This window comes from Spiroplasma endosymbiont of Villa modesta (assembly GCF_964030925.1).
Lineage (GTDB): Bacteria > Bacillota_I > Bacilli_A > Mycoplasmatales > VBWQ01 > Spiroplasma_E.
This window is the reverse complement of record NZ_OZ034992.1, coordinates 1,471,483-1,487,787: the sequence shown is the minus strand read 5'-3', so window position 1 is coordinate 1,487,787 and position 16,305 is coordinate 1,471,483. Positions and strand designations below refer to the sequence as shown.

Here is a 16,305-nt window from a genome sequence, read left to right as displayed (position 1 = left end):
TTAAATATGGAAGTATGAAAGTCAATTATTGCTGCTATTAAAGCAAATGATATCATTATTTTACATCGTCATATTTTACCAGATGGTGATGCTATTGGTTCGCAATTAGCATTAAAGCAATTAATAAACTTAAATTTTCCAAAGAAAAATGTTTATGCTGTTGGAACAATGGTGGAATACTTAACATTTTTAGGTACTATGGATGTTATTAATGATGATCTGTATAAAGATGCATTAGTAATAGTGACTGATACAGCCAATACAGAAAGAATTGATGATCAACGTTATAATTTGGCCAAAACAATAATTAAAATTGATCATCATCCCAATAATGACGAATATGGTGATTATCAGTGAGTAGATACTACTTATCCTGCTGCTTGTGAAATGATTGCTGATTTTATGTTTGCTAATAATTTAATTTGTAATGAATTAATTGCTAAGTGTTTATTAACTGGAATAATTACTGATACTACAAGATTTATGTTAAGACAAATAAGTAGTCGTACTTTTCTTATTACTAGCAAATTACTAGAAAGTTATAAACAAAATATTACTACTATTTATGAAAAACTTGATTATAAAAATAGTAATGAAGTTGAACTTTTAAAATATTGTTATAGTAATTATCAAATATCACCGCAAGGTATTATTAATTTGGTTATTAGTAATAAATATTTAAATAAATTAAATATTAGTGCTGATAAAGCGGCTTTTCATGTAAATATATTTAATAATGTTATTAATCATCCAATTTGGGTTGTTGGTATTGAATATCCAGATCAACATATTAGATGTGAATTAAGAACAAGTGATAATATGATTAAAGTTAATACTGTTGCTCAACAATTTGGTGGTGGTGGACATAATAGTGCTGCTGGATGTAAAGTGTGAAGTCAAAATGATTTTAATAAACTAGTAAAAGCTTTAGAAAATTTATTATAAATATTAAAGGCTTGAAAAAATGAAAATTATAGATCAAATTTGAACAAAAATTAAAGAGCATAAAAAAATAGTGTGTTTAGCACATATTAATCCTGATGGTGATGCTTATGCTAGTTCAATTGCTTTATATTTGTTAATAAAAAAAATGTTTCCCAAGAAAGAAGTTTATTGTGTTAATGAAAAATCAAAACGTTTTTCATGATGAAATCAATATCTACATCAAGAAACAGTAAATATGATTACAGATAGTTTAGTAATTGTGACTGATACTGCAACATTTTCTAGAATTAATAGTGAATTTAAAGAGCAAGCACACTCCATTATTAAAATTGATCATCATCCTAATAGTGATAAGTATGGTTCGTTAGAATGAATAGATGAAAAAGCAAGTTCAACATCAGAAATGATTGCTTTTTTAATTAAAATTTTAGAATTAAAAATTGATGAAACAATTGCAGAAATTCTTTATATTGGTATTGTTAGTGATACTAATCGTTTTCATTATCCAGTTGTAAATAGTACTACTTTCCAAGTTTTATCATTTTTAAGTAGTTATAATATTAATTTAACTAGTATTTATAATAAATATTATGAACAAACAGTAGATACTTTAAAGTTAAAATCATTAATATTTAAAAATTATATTTCAAATAATAAAGTAATATCTTGTTGTTTAAAAGCAGAACTATTAAAACCACTAGTAGTATCTGCTTTTACTGCTAATGAACATGTTGATTTATTAGCAAATATTAATGATAGTAAAATTTGAATGATGTTTTCACAAACTGAAATTAATGGGCCAATTATTGGTATTTTTCGTAGTAATTATATAAAAGTTAATACTGTTGCTCAACAATTTGGTGGTGGTGGACATGATCATTATGCAGGAGCCACTTTTCAAGATTGAATACAAGTTAATGAAATTATTGAAATGTATAATTTGTTAGTAAAATAATAAATTATATATTGCAAAAGTTTTAAAATATGTTAGTATTAACGAAAATATTTATTTAATATAAGTTTTAATTTAACTCATTACTTTAATTTAACTCATTACTTTAATTTTAAGGTAAATGAGTTTTTTTGTTAGGAGGAATATAAAATTGCACTTAAAAATGAATTTTTAAAAAATGAAAAAAACTCACAAAGTAATACTGATAATGATATTATTAGATATGATAGGGATTTTGATTATTTAATTAATAAAGGTGTTCCCTTAGATATGCAAAATCAAAATAAAGAAACATTATTACATATCGCTGTTTGAAAAGGGCAAATAAGAAGTGTTAAAAAGCTGATTTCACTTGGTGCAAAATTAGATATTGAAGATATAGATGGTAATACCCCTTTACATTTGGCAGTTATAAAACAAGATATTGAAATGGTAAAACTGCTCATTAAAGCAAGTGGTATTAGTACTAGTATAGATATTAAAAATAAAAATGGTGATACTCCTTTAGAAATTGCCGAAAAGAAGGATCATAAAGAAATAGTATTTATAATTTCTTTATTATTATCATTATTTAGTTTTGAAAATATAAATAGTGCTAATAGACAATTATATAAGCAATTTACAAGTAAATTAGAGGAACTTGAAAAATTAGAATATTCAATTTTTGTTAGAAATTCATTCAATAATGAATTTAAAAGTTGTATTGATAACTTATCAAAATTAGAAAAAGACATTGATGCTTTAGTAATTGAACGTAAATCATTAGAAAATGCAAGAAAAAGTAGAAAATGATTAAACATTTTAACATTTGGTTTTTACAAGAGAAAAATTACTAAAAAATTAATGAATAATTTTGAAATTAACTTTAAAAAAGTTGTGCAATTATCAACAGAAAGAGATAAGATAAAAAATCATATTCAAGAACTTGCAAAAATGATTGATAAAGAAAAAAATTTACGAACAGAAAATGAAGTATTAAGAAATGAAACTAAACAATTAAAAAAAGAGTTACAAAGTAAGGAAAAAACTTTGCAAGATATGAACGAAAAATATGAAAAAATAAAGCAAAAAATAGATAAAAATAAGACTAAAATTAAAGAATTGAAACTAATTTTAGAAAAAAATGAAGAGAGAATTAAAGAATTAGATTTTGAAAATAACGAATATAAAAAAGTTCAGAATGAACGTAATGAAAAAATGTTAGTAAGTTTACAACTTTAGATATGCTAAGAGCCAAGGAACAAGAAATTGATTTTTTTAAAGAAAACATTAGTATTTTAATAAGAGAAAATGCAATGTTAGAAAAAAAACTAAAGACATATTCCGTAATTAAATTTTTTAAAAGTCAATTAATAATTTTAAAATTTATTTTATAATTTTGTTATTAACAATAAATTTAGAAAAGTGTTGATAAAAATGATTTTTGAAAATTTAAAAAAATTAAAAAATGAAGAATTTTACAGATATTTTGGTATAAAACGTTTTCATTTTAATGAAATGTTAGAAAAATTAATTGAAATAGAAAAATTAGAAAAAAATAAAGGTCGAAAAAATAAACTTTCAGTAGAAGAAAGATTAATGATGACTTTATTATACTGAAAAGAATATTATACTTTTTTTCAAATGAGTATTAAATCTAAAATGAACCCATCAAGTTGTTTTCGAAATATTACTTGAGTAGAAAATAAACTTAGTAACCACAAAGATTACCAATTTTTAAAAGGTGGTTGGCCCTTAATTACTGGACCATTTTTGATATAAAATTCTAAATTTTAATTTGTAAAATTGGTGGTTTTAGAAATTTAGAATGTATTCTTTCATAATTATAAAACATAACATATTGATTTACATCATTTATAGCTTCATTGATGGATAAATATTGATTTGATCCTTTAGGTAGTCATTCTTGAGATAAATGAGAAAATCAGTTTTCAGATAATACATTACCACCAATATCATAAGGTTGTTTTTTGCTTAAAATTATTTGTTTATCCTCTGCTCATTTTGTGATATCCTGACAATAAAATTCGTTGGCGTTATCTGAATGTAAAATAACATTTTTTACTTGATTTCAAGAAAATTGTTTGTTGATTTTTTCAAGAGCAGGAAGAATTAAATCCTGATATGATTTATTAGGAGCAATATTATAACTAACAACATTATTTGAATAAAAATCAATAATTACAAAAAGATATAATCATCCTTCTTTAGTATTTATTTGTTTAGTGTCCATTGATCAAATTTGATTTGAAGAGGTTGTACTTTTATAATCTTTGTTTACTTTATCCATTGTAGGTATTCACTTATTTGGATTTTTTTTGTTTTTAGGATAGTTATTTTTAGTTTGTTTTAATCCTTGAATATTGTGTTCTTTCATAATTTTTCGCATTTGTTTTATTGATAATTCTATATTTAAAATGATATTTTTTTCTTGTTTTAATCACTCTTTAAAAGCTGAAAAAATTCTTAAATATCCATAAATTCTGCCTTTTCTTGTAGAATGAAATTCGATTAAAAGTTGGCATATTTTTTGATATTTATGATTGCATTTAATAATATGATTTTCTTCTTTTTTAATAGGTTTTTGTTTATTTTTTAAAAAGTAATATGTTGATCTGTTTAATTGAAGATATTGACATAGGTTTCTAATTGAATATTGATTTTTACAATCATCAATAATTTTAATTTTTTCTTTGATATTTAATTTGTTAATTACTAATGCTATTTGTTTAATTTTATCCATTAATAAAAATCCTTTCAGGTTAAAATTAGTGTTAATTATATAACACAATTGTTTTTAGAATACATTCAGGTTTTTTAAATTAATGGTCTAGTAAAAAGGGCTAAGTGGCAACCACCGTTTATGGAACGCAGTTTTTTATTGGATTTATTATATTTTATGGTTTATGATGAGTTTTAAGATGTTTGTTTGGTAAATAATTATGTGATTTAAATTTGCTAAATTGTTTTTTGTTGTAAATACTTCTGTTCAAGCACCAACTAGTTTAATTGCTTCAAATGACCATAATGTTGTTAATTATGATATTACAAAAGAAATGGTTAAACATGTTAAGTATCATAATTTTGATGATTGAGCAACAATACCATGAAATTTTGCTTTTAATATTATCAACACTATTAAATTGATACATTAATTTATTTTCGTTATTAATAAAGTTAGTTTTAATATTATCATCAAATTGATAACCATTTTGATAATTAAAATTAGTTAGTGGTGAATATATTGGTAATCAGGGTACTTATATATGTTCTTATTATAGTGATACAGTTGGTGTTCCAAAACAACAGATAAATATGGGGTCTGGCGTTTATACTTTTAATAGAAAACAATTGGATGAATTTTCACGTATTATGTTTAATCATAATTATGTTTCAGAAAAGAATACTAATCATTTGAATTTTGTTAATAACGATAGGAGAGTTATAAATTTTCAAACACAGTTAAATTTTGAAATTGATAAACCTTTGAGTTTTTATATTCAAGGATTTATGTTTTATTTTGAATATGAACGTTTTAAAACTTTTACTGCTAATTTTACTTTTAGTTTTTTAGATTATGTTGGTAATACAAAGTATGTTTTTAAAGGTAAAGTGGATAATGATATTTATCAACAAGATTTATATAATTTTGTTACTTTGCCTATTCGTGTACCAAGTTTAAAACATTTAACAGTATTTTTTGACGTTCACGGTGATTCATATTCTTATATGTCACCACAGTTAAATTTTGGTCAAGTTAATATTTTTCAAGTGAAAATATAACGCCAGTGCCACCAAATAGTCCTTTTAAGCCACTTAGCCCTTTTTACTAGACCATTAATTTAAAAAACCTGAATGTATTCTAAAAACAATTGTGTTATATAATTAACACTAATTTTAACCTGAAAGGATTTTTATTAATGGATAAAATTAAACAAATAGCATTAGTAATTAACAAATTAAATATCAAAGAAAAAATTAAAATTATTGATGATTGTAAAAATCAATATTCAATTAGAAACCTATGTCAATATCTTCAATTAAACAGATCAACATATTACTTTTTAAAAAATAAACAAAAACCTATTAAAAAAGAAGAAAATCATATTATTAAATGCAATCATAAATATCAAAAAATATGCCAACTTTTAATCGAATTTCATTCTACAAGAAAAGGCAGAATTTATGGATATTTAAGAATTTTTTCAGCTTTTAAAGAGTGATTAAAACAAGAAAAAAATATCATTTTAAATATAGAATTATCAATAAAACAAATGCGAAAAATTATGAAAGAACACAATATTCAAGGATTAAAACAAACTAAAAATAACTATCCTAAAAACAAAAAAAATCCAAATAAGTGAATACCTACAATGGATAAAGTAAACAAAGATTATAAAAGTACAACCTCTTCAAATCAAATTTGATCAATGGACACTAAACAAATAAATACTAAAGAAGGATGATTATATCTTTTTGTAATTATTGATTTTTATTCAAATAATGTTGTTAGTTATAATATTGCTCCTAATAAATCATATCAGGATTTAATTCTTCCTGCTCTTGAAAAAATCAACAAACAATTTTCTTGAAATCAAGTAAAAAATGTTATTTTACATTCAGATAACGCCAACGAATTTTATTGTCAGGATATCACAAAATGAGCAGAGGATAAACAAATAATTTTAAGCAAAAAACAACCTTATGATATTGGTGGTAATGTATTATCTGAAAACTGATTTTCTCATTTATCTCAAGAATGACTACCTAAAGGATCAAATCAATATTTATCCATCAATGAAGCTATAAATGATGTAAATCAATATGTTATGTTTTATAATTATGAAAGAATACATTTTAAATTTCTAAAACCACCAATTTTACAAATTAAAATTTAGAATTTTATATCAAAAATGGTCCAGTAATTAAGGGCCAACCACCTAATCCCAAATATGAAAGACCAAGTTGATATGATGTCTTTGGACATTTACGTAATGCTTTTAGATGAGTACTTTATGGTGTTGTTGGTAAAGTTTTACCAGTTGAACCATTAAGACAATTTCTTTTTACAACAGATAGTTTATTACGACATATTTTTTCAGATACGATTAGTACTGCTTTAAATGTTGATATTGTTAGTGGAATAGAAAATATTATACCTTTATGATTATTTGTTAGAGCAATTAGTTTAATTATAGGTTAGGAGTTTATTATGCCTTGATATGGTTATGTGTTGTTAGTTATAGGTTTGATTATAATTATTTATCCCATTCTTATAACTATTCGTAATGTTAAAATTTTAAAACGAGTTGGTAGTTATATTATTTCAGCACCTCCAAGAACTGGCAAATCTGCCCTTGCTTGTTGTTTAGCACAAACTCATAAGAAACGAGTAGTTAGTCCTTTCCCTATTAAGTTAAAGACTGGTTATTCTTATTTGGTTAATTATAACGATGTTTTTACTTTTAATCAGTTAGCAAGTAATTATGCTTTTGAGGAACAAGATTTAATAATTTTAGATGAATTAGCATTAAAAATAAATTCTAATGATTTAGGAGTACAGTTTAAAAATCAACAAGAAAGTTTAGGACAATTTTGTAAGTTAATAGGTCACATGTTTAATGGTACAATGTATTTGATTGAACAACACCCTAATAGAATACCAGTACAAGCAAGAGAAAAAGTAGAATATATAGTTCAAGTTAAAAGAATGCGTGTTTTATTATTTTTTGTTGTATTTAATATTAATTTATATACTAATATTGAGGATTATAATAAAGTAGTATTTTCACGTCGCAGAACAAAGAAAATGATTAAAAGAGGTATTATGCCTCCAAGTTATAGTGGTGAAGCAATGGCTATGACTTTATTTTTTCCTAGACACTGGTTAAAAAGGTATAATTCACGTGCTTTACATTATGTGCATGAACTTAAAAGTGAATTGTCACCTAAGAAATACCTTAAAGAAGCAAGTAGTATTGATATGACTTATAGTGATATTAAGTCTGCTGGTTTGGATAAATTGGATAATATTTTAAAGAAAAAAGATAAACCTAAAAATAAAGATAAATAAAAATGATTATAGTCCCAGTGAACCTACTGGGACTATAATTTGGGTGAGCCACGTAGTGGCGAGGGACGTAGTCCCTATATACTTGTTTTTTTAAAATTACTCTAAGCAAATCTTAACTAAAGTTTATATCTGAAAAAATGAATATACAATAAAAAAAATACCAGTTAAATTATATTTTTGATTAAATAGAAAAAATCTTTCTTGTAATTTTTATTCTATAAAGTTAATAATTAATATTTTTTTTCTTTTTAATTTATAAAAATATTTCATAATTTTATCTTTTTGCTTGTAATAACTAATATTTATGGTTAATATTAAAATTAATATTTATATTAATCTAAATTAGATAAGTATAATTAATAATAATTAGTTTTCAGCGAGAGTGAATAGTGTAAGCACTTAACCATTATTAATTAGAAGCTCCTAATTTAACAATTTTAATCATTAATTAAGTGCATTTACTTTGTAAATGAATTAGGATGGTACCGCGTTAAAAAACGTTCCTATTTTGATAGGAATTTTTATTATTTTGAGGAGAAATTATTATGTCAATAAAATGAACAACAGATAAAGTTAGAACAACTTGATTAAATTTTTTTAAAAGTTATGATCATCACATTTTAGAAAGTGCATCACTTGTTCCAAATGATGATCCTTCACTATTGTGGATTAATTCTGGAGTTGCTACATTAAAACCATATTTTGATGGACGACAAACCCCAATTGCTAAAAGATTAGCAAATTCACAAAAAGCAATTAGAACTAATGATATTGAAAATATTGGTATTACAGCAAGACATCAAACTTTTTTTGAAATGTTAGGTAATTTTTCAATTGGTGATTATTTTAAAAAAGAAGCTATTGTTTGAGGATGAGAATTTTTAACTAGTAAAAAGTGATTAAATTTAGATGCTAATTTATTATATGTAACAGTTTTTAATGAAGATGAAGAAACATATAATTTATGATTAAATATTATTAAATTACCAAAAGAGCGTATTATTAAAGGTACAAGATCTACTAACTTTTGAGATATGGGTCAAGGTCCTTGTGGTCCTAATACTGAAATTTATTATGATCGTGGTATTAAATATGATCCTAAAAATATTGGTATTAAATTATTAAAAGATGATATTGAAAATGATCGTTATATTGAAATTTGAAATATTGTTTTTTCACAATTTAATAATGATGGCAAAAATAATTATACTGATTTACCAAGAAAAAATATTGATACTGGTGCAGGATTAGAAAGACTAGTAGCAATTTTACAAGATGTGCCAACTAACTTTGATACTGATTTATTTCAAAATATTATTCATGAATGTGAAAAATTGACAAATTTTCGTTATGATATTAATAATTATTTTACACAAGAGATTAAGCAAAAAACTATTAATACTGCATTTAAAATTATTGCTGATCATATTCGTTGCTTAGTTTTTGCAATTAGTGATGGTGTTTTTCCTAGTAATAAAGATCGTGGTTATGTATTACGAAGATTGATTAGAAGAGCTGTTGTATATGGACAAAAACTTAATATTAATGAACCATTTTTGTTTAAGTTAGTTTCAATTATTATCAAAGTTATGGGTCAACATTATCAAGAATTACATAAAAAAGTCGATTTAGTAACTAATATTATTAAAATCGAAGAATTAAAATTTTGAACAACATTGATAACAGGAAAACAATTATTATTACAAGTTATTAAAGATAATAAAAAAGTAGATGCAACTGCGGCTTTTAAATTATTTGATACCTATGGTTATCCTATTGAATTAACATTAGAGATTGCAAATGAAGAAAATGCGACTGTTGATTTAAAAGGTTTTCAAAAGTTATTGGATAACACTAAAGATAATACAAGAAAAGTAAGAATTAATCATCAAGCATTAACAATTCAATCTTCATTACTAACTAATTTAAAAGTTCCTTCAACCTTTGTTGGTTATGATAAAGAACAAATAAATACAAATATTGTTTTTATGTTTAAATCAGAGCATGAGGTAAAATTTTTAAAAAATGAAAAAGGTTATTTAATTTTAAATGAAACACCTTTTTATGCAGAAAAGGGGGGGCAAGCATCTGATGATGGTATTATCAAAGGAGAAAATGGAACGGCCTCTGTTATTGATGTACAACAAGGACCACAAAAACAGCATATTCATCAAGTGGAAGTAAAAGGTGAATTAACACAAACAGAAATTGTTGAAGCACAAATTAATAGTTCACATCGTTTTTATACAAGAAAAAATCATTCAGGAACTCATTTATTACATGCTGCTTTAAGAAAATTATTAGGTTTACATGTTATGCAATCTGGAAGTTTTAATAATTATCAATATTTACGATTAGATTTTAGTCATTATGAAATGTTAACTTTAGAACAAATTATAAGCATAGAACAACAAGTAAGTAAATGAATTAAAGGTAAATATCCTTGTGAAATTATTTATTGTACATATGAAGAAGCAATCAAAATTGGAGCTTTAGCTTTTTTTGGTGAAAAATATGAAGAAAAAGTTCGAGTAATTAAGTTTGGTGATTTTTCAATTGAACTTTGTGGGGGTACTCATTGTTATAATTCACAAGAAGTAGAACAATTATTAATAACTAATGTTGAGTCAAAAGGATCTGGTTCTTATCGAATTCATGCTTTAACATCATTAAAAACTATTAATGAATACTTAACACAACAAATAATGATGATTAAAGAACAAAGCAATAGTTTATTTATTCAATATCAAAAAAATAAAGATAACCGTATGCAAGAAGAAGAAATTGAAAAAATATATGATGCTATTAATAATTTAAAAGTGGTAGCTGCTGATTGAAGAAAAGGAAAAATGTTATTACTAGAATTACATAGTTTATTTAAAAAATGACAAATTAATTTTGAAGAATTAAATCGTCAGAAGATAGTGAAAAAATATTTAACTTTAGTTCCAAAAAATGAAAATAATTATAAACTATTAATTGCAAATTTTGAAAATTTAGATATTAAAACATTAAGAGAAATAATTGAACATTATCGTAATCAATATCAAAATATTATTATTATTTTTATTAATAAAATTAATAATCAAGAATATTTAGTATTAGTTGCTTCAAGTAAAGAATTGCATAATAATAAACAGTATCAAAGTAATAATATTTTACAAAAAATATTAAAAACATATAATGGTAAGGGTGGCGGTAGCCCAATCTTAGCGCAAGGGAAGATTGATAAGTTTATTACAGAAAAAGAAATTAATAAAATTATATATTAAACTTAATGCTTATATGTATTAATTTATATAAATATTATATGATATACAATAATATATGTTCAACATCAATAATGTTTTACAATCATATATAACATTATTATAGTAATTGCATAATCTTTTATAATTTCTTATTGATGAAATATAGAAAAATAGTAGTGATAATAATTTTAGAAAAAATACATTTTTTAATTAATAACTTGTATTTTTTCTAAAATTTAATAAAATAACTAAGTGTAAACTAAATATTGGTTTTTTAACTCATTATTTTAATTTAAAAATAAATGAGTTTTTATTGTATTTAATAAATAAAAAACATAAAAAATACAATAGGTGTATTAGAAATACTCTATTGCTTAAACCAATAAAATAGATATCAAATGTCCATCTTAAGTATAGAGGAGATAAATATTATGGCATATAACAAACAATCTGATTTATCACATATTAATGGTGGTTTGCCTTCAACTTCATCAAATAATTCAAAAGATGAAGAAAGATTAAAAAAAGAGATTTATGGTCAATTGTTTAGAAGTGAAATTTTACATCAAATTTATGAACTATGCGAATCCTCTCAACAAGAAGATTATGAATCTGCTTTAAAAATATTATCTAAAAAATGCAAGATGAGTCAAGAAAATGCAAAAGATTTATTAGAAAAGATTACTAAAATATTACAATCATCAAGGTTAACAATTAATTTTGATTTTTCAAAAATATACGATATTAATAATAAATGACCAGAGGTTTTAAACTGTTTTGCTTATAAGGAAAAACTAAATGAAATTTCTAACTATAATGTAGGTCGAGCAAGTATAGAGGAAGTTGCATTTTATCTAAATCAATTATTTGATAAAATAGTAAGTATGAAAAATTTGGACGTTTTTCAACCCCTACTGGCGATCAAACAAAAAGAAGTGCTAATTTTCAGTGAACAAGTAGACCTTGCTATGCAGCATTAGATTTTTTGGAAAATCCTATGGGTGGAGCTCCTATGTATGGAAAATCTTTTATTATACTAAAAGATTATGTAAAACATAATTGTACATATAGTCCTTATGATACGTATTCACCACCTACGTTCAGTGGTGGGAAATTAAAAGATAAAATATCTACTTTTTTACACTTCCCAAGATTTATAAGATATTGTCAAAATGATTTATTTGGATATAATTGTTTAGAAAGTTTAATTAATAAAGCTAATGGAAAAAATTTTGTTCCTCATCGTAATTATGGTAAAAGTGAAGGAAATTATATAGAGGCTCATATTTATTCTAGAATCTTATTTGCACGTGATATAAAACAAATTTGCTTATCAAAAGCGGAATTTGATACTCATCCACCTAATAAACAAAAACAAATATTAGAAAAAATAAATGAAATAAACTCATGTTTAGGATCTTCATTTATTATATTCATAACTGAAGAAGAATATAAAATAAAACAAGAAGAAAGACATTTAGAAGATAAATTATCATTAAAACAAGAAAAAATAACAAAATTAAAAAGTGATATTGTCAAGTTAGAGAAAAAAAGATAAATCCAATTTTAAATTTTGTTATTAAAGTTTTTAGTTTTGGATGTATTAATAAAAATAAAGAAATTAAAGAAATAATAAATGCTAAAAATATTGAAATTAAAAATTTGTTGTTAGAGATAAAAAATAATGAAACACCACATTCACCATTAATTTCAACGGAAACTATGCCATTATTACAAGATCAAAAAGTAACTGATGAAAAAAATTTGATAAACAATCAGCAAATGATGAAGAATTAAATAATCCCTTTTTAAACAGTTGTTCAAATTCACAACAAAATCTTCTTTAATAAAATATATATTGAACCATTTTAATAACCATACTGATATTATTATTTTTCTATTTTTTTTAACTTAAATATGGTAAAGTTAAATCATAAAAATTATATATCATAGTTAGTATTAGTTACTATTAAATTTTTTTAAAATTTCTAATTTTTATTTACACTCTTTTATTGTAAAAAAATAAAAATAATTTAGTAACAATCTAGTTTATTAATTATAATTTTTATTTATAAGTATTAAAAGAGAATGTCATTCAATTGAAATGTATGTTTAAGTAGTCCTATTTTACTTATTAAAAGTAAAGCAGGACTTTTATAATTAAAAGGGGGAAAAATGAAAACAAAAAAGAATTCAGAACAAACACCTTTATTAAATAAAAATAACAATAATTACAATGCAATCAAAAATCAAGATCAGCCTTCAACAAGTCAAGAACATGTTAATGGATATCATCAAGAAAATTTAGAAGTTAGAAATAAAGACAATATTAATTACACAAGAACAGAAAGTCAAGATCAATTTTCAACAAGCGATGAAGAAGAGTGAATAGATGATACTAATAGTCGTTATGGTGGAATAACACAAAAAAGATTGGATATTAATGAACGTTGAAAATATCGTACGAGATTTGAACCTGGTGTAGTATATTCTGGTATAATGATTCATGAAAATGTTATTGATATTTCTAATGATTTAAAATGACAGAAAACTATTCGTTTGAAAAACGGTAGAGTGATTTTAGAATTATCAAATTTAGATGAAAATAATCAATTTGAACAAAAATTTAAAATATATGAAAATGAAAATGCATACCTTAGTGATTTAAAATCATTAGATTTAAGTACTTTTACAGAAATAAAACAAAAAACACCTATTAATTGATATTTTATTATCGCTGCATTAGGAATTATTCCTATTGTTGTGTTTGCACGAACTACACAAAGAGTATTTTCAGTTAATATTACAGATAATAAACTTCATCCATCTAATGATTGAATAACTAATATTCTTGACGTTACTAATGAAAAAACACAACATAATCTTATGATGGCAAGTGCTGATATTATTTTTAGTCTTCTTACTGGTGAAATTTTTAAATGATCGCGTAAGGTTATTAGTCCTTGTTGTCAAACTATAAGTGTTGCTAATTCACCTGTTAATAATTCATACTTTATTACATCATTAATTCATCTTTGATCAACATTTAGTAATCATGTAGTTGTTACTGCTGCTGCAATGGACATATTCCGTAATTAAATTTAATTAATTGTCAATAAAATTGTTTTAAAACTATTTAGTGTTATTGAATATAGAAATAAATATTTTTTGAAAAAATAGTTTAAAAAATGAGTTTACATTTTAAACAAAAAATTGTTAATAATATTTTTATATTAACTCGATAAAAATTTAAATTTTTAAAAAATATTTTTAATATTTTTTTTATTTTAATGGTTTTATTTTATTAAAAATTTCACAAAGTAAGTTAAATCTTAAGTACATAAGTCTAAATTTAGATTTTCTACATTTATTTACTAAAATTTTGAATCTTTTCAATCAAGCAAAGACATGTTCAACTTTAATTCTAATTTTAGATACAATCTTATTGTATTTTCTTTCTTGTTTAGTTAATTTTTTATTTTTAGTTCTTTTAATTGGTATTATTGTATTTTTATAAATATTTTGTATACCTTGATATCCTAAATCACCAATAATTATTGTTTTTTCTGAAAATTCAAGATTTGAATTTTTTAATATTTGAAAATCATGCACTTTACCATTATCAGCAAAAATATCAACAATTTTTTTATTAAAAAAATCATATACAATTTGAAATTTTATAGAATACATTCAACTTTTACCAGAAAAATATTCTAACTGTAGTTTTTTTTAGTTGGTTTTTCAATTTCAATCTCAGTTGAATCAATTAAATAAAATTGAAATTCATTTGAATTTTCTTGTTTTTTATCAATTTTTAATTTATATCTTTCTTTTAAAAATTGGTAATCTTTGTGGTTACTAAGTTTATTTTCTACTCAAGTAATATTTTGAAAACAACTTGATGGGCTCATTTTAGATTTAATACTCATTTGAAAAAAAAGTATAATATTCTTTTCAGTATAATAAAGTCATCATTAATCTTTTTTCTACTGAAAGTTTATTTTTTCGACCTTTATTTTTTTCTAATTTTTCTATTTCAATTAATTTTTCTAACATTTCATTAAAATGAAAACGTTTTATACCAAAATATCTGTAAAATTCTTCATTTTTTAATTTTTTTAAATTTTCAAAAATCATTTTTATCAACACTTTTCTAAATTTATTGTTAATAACAAAATTATAAAATAAATTTTAAAATTATTAATTGACTTTTAAAAAATTTAATTACGGAATATGTCTAATGTATACTCTTGATAGTTTTACTTGACCAAATTATGGTTTAAAATTAATTGATAAATTTAATATCTTATCTACTATTGCTAGACTTTATGCTATGACAACTATTAATAATGGTTTTAAATGATCATTAAGTACATTAAATAATGAGTTTCAATTATCTGATAAGTTTAATTGTTGTTTAAATATTTTAGTAAAATAGTTAATTTTATTAATGAATTATGTTACCCTTTAAAAGGTTTTATTGCACTTGTTAGTTTTGGTATAATTACATTTAGTAGTAATGCACTTAAAACTTTAGCATCACTTGTTGCTGAAAATGGGTTTACAGATGGTTGTTTGATATTCCCTAATAAATTTTTTACTTTAGGAATGTTGGGAACAGCTACAGCAATGTCAATAACAGATGGTTTAAATTTACAGTTAGATAATTATAAAAAACCACTATTACAACCAATTCTAAATGGAGCAAAATGAATTTGAACTAAAACAAAATCATGTTGTATAAATAATGAAAATGATAATGGATATGGTTCTATAAATAATGATAATGTTGAAGATGGAGTTGTTATTAATAATCCTAAAAATGATATAAAAGATTTATTAGAACAACAAGCAATAACTGAAGCAAAAAAACAAATTTAAATGGTTTATTTAAAAAATTTAATTCATTTAATATAAATGAAATCAATGAAACACAACCATCAGTAAGTGAGCATTTTTCAGATTCACGATATACTGTGATATAGTTTAGTTTAAATTAATATTAATCACTCTTTTTATAAGAGTGATTTTTTATGATTATATATTTTATTTTTTTAAAAAAATATATACTTTTCTTAGATATT

Annotated in this window: 20 protein-coding genes; 16 read left to right on the top strand and 4 right to left on the bottom strand. The window is 23.0% G+C overall.

Annotated features, from left to right (window positions below; genetic code table 4):
- The first annotated feature begins 6 nt into the window (after positions 1-6).
- From AAHM89_RS09515 to AAHM89_RS09495, 5 genes are all read left to right on the top strand, one after another.
- Positions 7-945, top strand: coding sequence for a bifunctional oligoribonuclease/PAP phosphatase NrnA (locus AAHM89_RS09515; RefSeq protein WP_342266183.1), 939 nt, complete (start codon positions 7-9; stop codon positions 943-945).
- A gap of 19 nt (positions 946-964) precedes the next feature.
- Positions 965-1,900 (top strand): bifunctional oligoribonuclease/PAP phosphatase NrnA, encoded by a 936-nt coding sequence (locus AAHM89_RS09510; protein ID WP_342266182.1) that lies wholly within the window; start codon positions 965-967, stop codon positions 1,898-1,900.
- A 267-nt stretch (positions 1,901-2,167) separates the two neighbouring features.
- The gene (locus AAHM89_RS09505) at positions 2,168-3,118 is read left to right on the top strand and encodes an ankyrin repeat domain-containing protein (RefSeq protein ID WP_342266181.1); all 951 of its coding nucleotides are present in this window, start codon (positions 2,168-2,170) and stop codon (positions 3,116-3,118) included.
- Positions 3,119-3,120: 2 nt separating this feature from the next.
- Positions 3,121-3,273, top strand: coding sequence for a hypothetical protein (locus tag AAHM89_RS09500; protein WP_342266180.1), 153 nt, complete (start codon positions 3,121-3,123; stop codon positions 3,271-3,273).
- Between the two features lie 40 nt (positions 3,274-3,313).
- Entirely contained in the window at positions 3,314-3,658 is a 345-nt protein-coding gene (locus AAHM89_RS09495; RefSeq protein ID WP_342266179.1) for a transposase family protein, read from the top strand.
- Between the two features lie 4 nt (positions 3,659-3,662).
- Here AAHM89_RS09495 and AAHM89_RS09490 read toward each other — a convergent pair whose 3' ends face one another.
- A complete protein-coding gene (locus AAHM89_RS09490) occupies positions 3,663-4,640 on the bottom strand; it encodes an IS3 family transposase (protein WP_342265776.1) in 978 nt (325 codons plus the stop codon).
- A 199-nt stretch (positions 4,641-4,839) separates the two neighbouring features.
- Here AAHM89_RS09490 and AAHM89_RS09485 point away from each other — a divergent pair, with 199 nt between their 5' ends.
- From AAHM89_RS09485 to AAHM89_RS09445, 9 genes are all read left to right on the top strand, one after another.
- Entirely contained in the window at positions 4,840-5,052 is a 213-nt protein-coding gene (locus AAHM89_RS09485) for a hypothetical protein (RefSeq protein WP_342266178.1), read from the top strand.
- A 160-nt stretch (positions 5,053-5,212) separates the two neighbouring features.
- Positions 5,213-5,680, top strand: coding sequence for a hypothetical protein (locus AAHM89_RS09480; protein ID WP_342266177.1), 468 nt, complete (start codon positions 5,213-5,215; stop codon positions 5,678-5,680).
- 137 nt (positions 5,681-5,817) lie between these two features.
- Positions 5,818-6,795: an IS3 family transposase gene (locus tag AAHM89_RS09475; protein WP_342266176.1), complete on the top strand. Its 978-nt coding sequence runs from the start codon at positions 5,818-5,820 to the stop codon at positions 6,793-6,795.
- Between the two features lie 314 nt (positions 6,796-7,109).
- Positions 7,110-7,970 (top strand): hypothetical protein, encoded by an 861-nt coding sequence (locus tag AAHM89_RS09470; protein WP_342266175.1) that lies wholly within the window; start codon positions 7,110-7,112, stop codon positions 7,968-7,970.
- 545 nt (positions 7,971-8,515) lie between these two features.
- Positions 8,516-11,242: an alanine--tRNA ligase gene (alaS, locus tag AAHM89_RS09465; protein ID WP_342266174.1), complete on the top strand. Its 2,727-nt coding sequence runs from the start codon at positions 8,516-8,518 to the stop codon at positions 11,240-11,242.
- Positions 11,243-11,652: 410 nt separating this feature from the next.
- Positions 11,653-12,201 carry a hypothetical protein gene (locus AAHM89_RS09460; protein WP_342266173.1) on the top strand — a complete coding sequence of 183 codons (549 nt, stop codon included), beginning with the start codon at positions 11,653-11,655 and terminating at the stop codon, positions 12,199-12,201.
- Between the two features lie 32 nt (positions 12,202-12,233).
- Positions 12,234-12,779 carry a hypothetical protein gene (locus AAHM89_RS09455; protein WP_342266172.1) on the top strand — a complete coding sequence of 182 codons (546 nt, stop codon included), beginning with the start codon at positions 12,234-12,236 and terminating at the stop codon, positions 12,777-12,779.
- A 107-nt stretch (positions 12,780-12,886) separates the two neighbouring features.
- On the top strand, positions 12,887-13,018 hold the full coding sequence (locus AAHM89_RS09450) for a hypothetical protein (protein ID WP_342266171.1): 132 nt from the start codon (positions 12,887-12,889) through the stop codon (positions 13,016-13,018).
- A 378-nt stretch (positions 13,019-13,396) separates the two neighbouring features.
- Entirely contained in the window at positions 13,397-14,320 is a 924-nt protein-coding gene (locus AAHM89_RS09445; RefSeq protein ID WP_342266170.1) for a hypothetical protein, read from the top strand.
- Positions 14,321-14,503: 183 nt separating this feature from the next.
- Here AAHM89_RS09445 and AAHM89_RS09440 read toward each other — a convergent pair whose 3' ends face one another.
- Genes AAHM89_RS09440 through AAHM89_RS09430 form a run of 3 tightly spaced genes read right to left on the bottom strand, consistent with a single transcriptional unit; the run spans position 14,504 to position 15,358 of the window.
- Positions 14,504-14,911: a transposase family protein gene (locus AAHM89_RS09440; RefSeq protein WP_339045908.1), complete on the bottom strand. Its 408-nt coding sequence runs from the start codon at positions 14,909-14,911 to the stop codon at positions 14,504-14,506.
- 23 nt (positions 14,912-14,934) lie between these two features.
- The gene (locus AAHM89_RS09435) at positions 14,935-15,150 is read right to left on the bottom strand and encodes a hypothetical protein (protein WP_342266169.1); all 216 of its coding nucleotides are present in this window, start codon (positions 15,148-15,150) and stop codon (positions 14,935-14,937) included.
- Positions 15,140-15,358, bottom strand: a complete 219-nt coding sequence (locus AAHM89_RS09430; protein ID WP_342266168.1) for a hypothetical protein — start codon at positions 15,356-15,358, stop codon at positions 15,140-15,142. Before AAHM89_RS09430 ends, AAHM89_RS09435 begins: the two co-directional genes overlap by 11 nt.
- Positions 15,359-15,461: 103 nt before the next feature.
- Here AAHM89_RS09430 and AAHM89_RS09425 point away from each other — a divergent pair, with 103 nt between their 5' ends.
- Together AAHM89_RS09425 and AAHM89_RS09420 are read left to right on the top strand one after the other, a co-directional pair.
- Positions 15,462-15,659 (top strand): hypothetical protein, encoded by a 198-nt coding sequence (locus AAHM89_RS09425; protein WP_342266167.1) that lies wholly within the window; start codon positions 15,462-15,464, stop codon positions 15,657-15,659.
- Positions 15,635-16,102, top strand: coding sequence for a hypothetical protein (locus AAHM89_RS09420; protein ID WP_342266166.1), 468 nt, complete (start codon positions 15,635-15,637; stop codon positions 16,100-16,102). The genes AAHM89_RS09425 and AAHM89_RS09420 overlap by 25 nt, the downstream gene beginning before the upstream one ends.
- Positions 16,103-16,305: the final 203 nt, after the last annotated feature.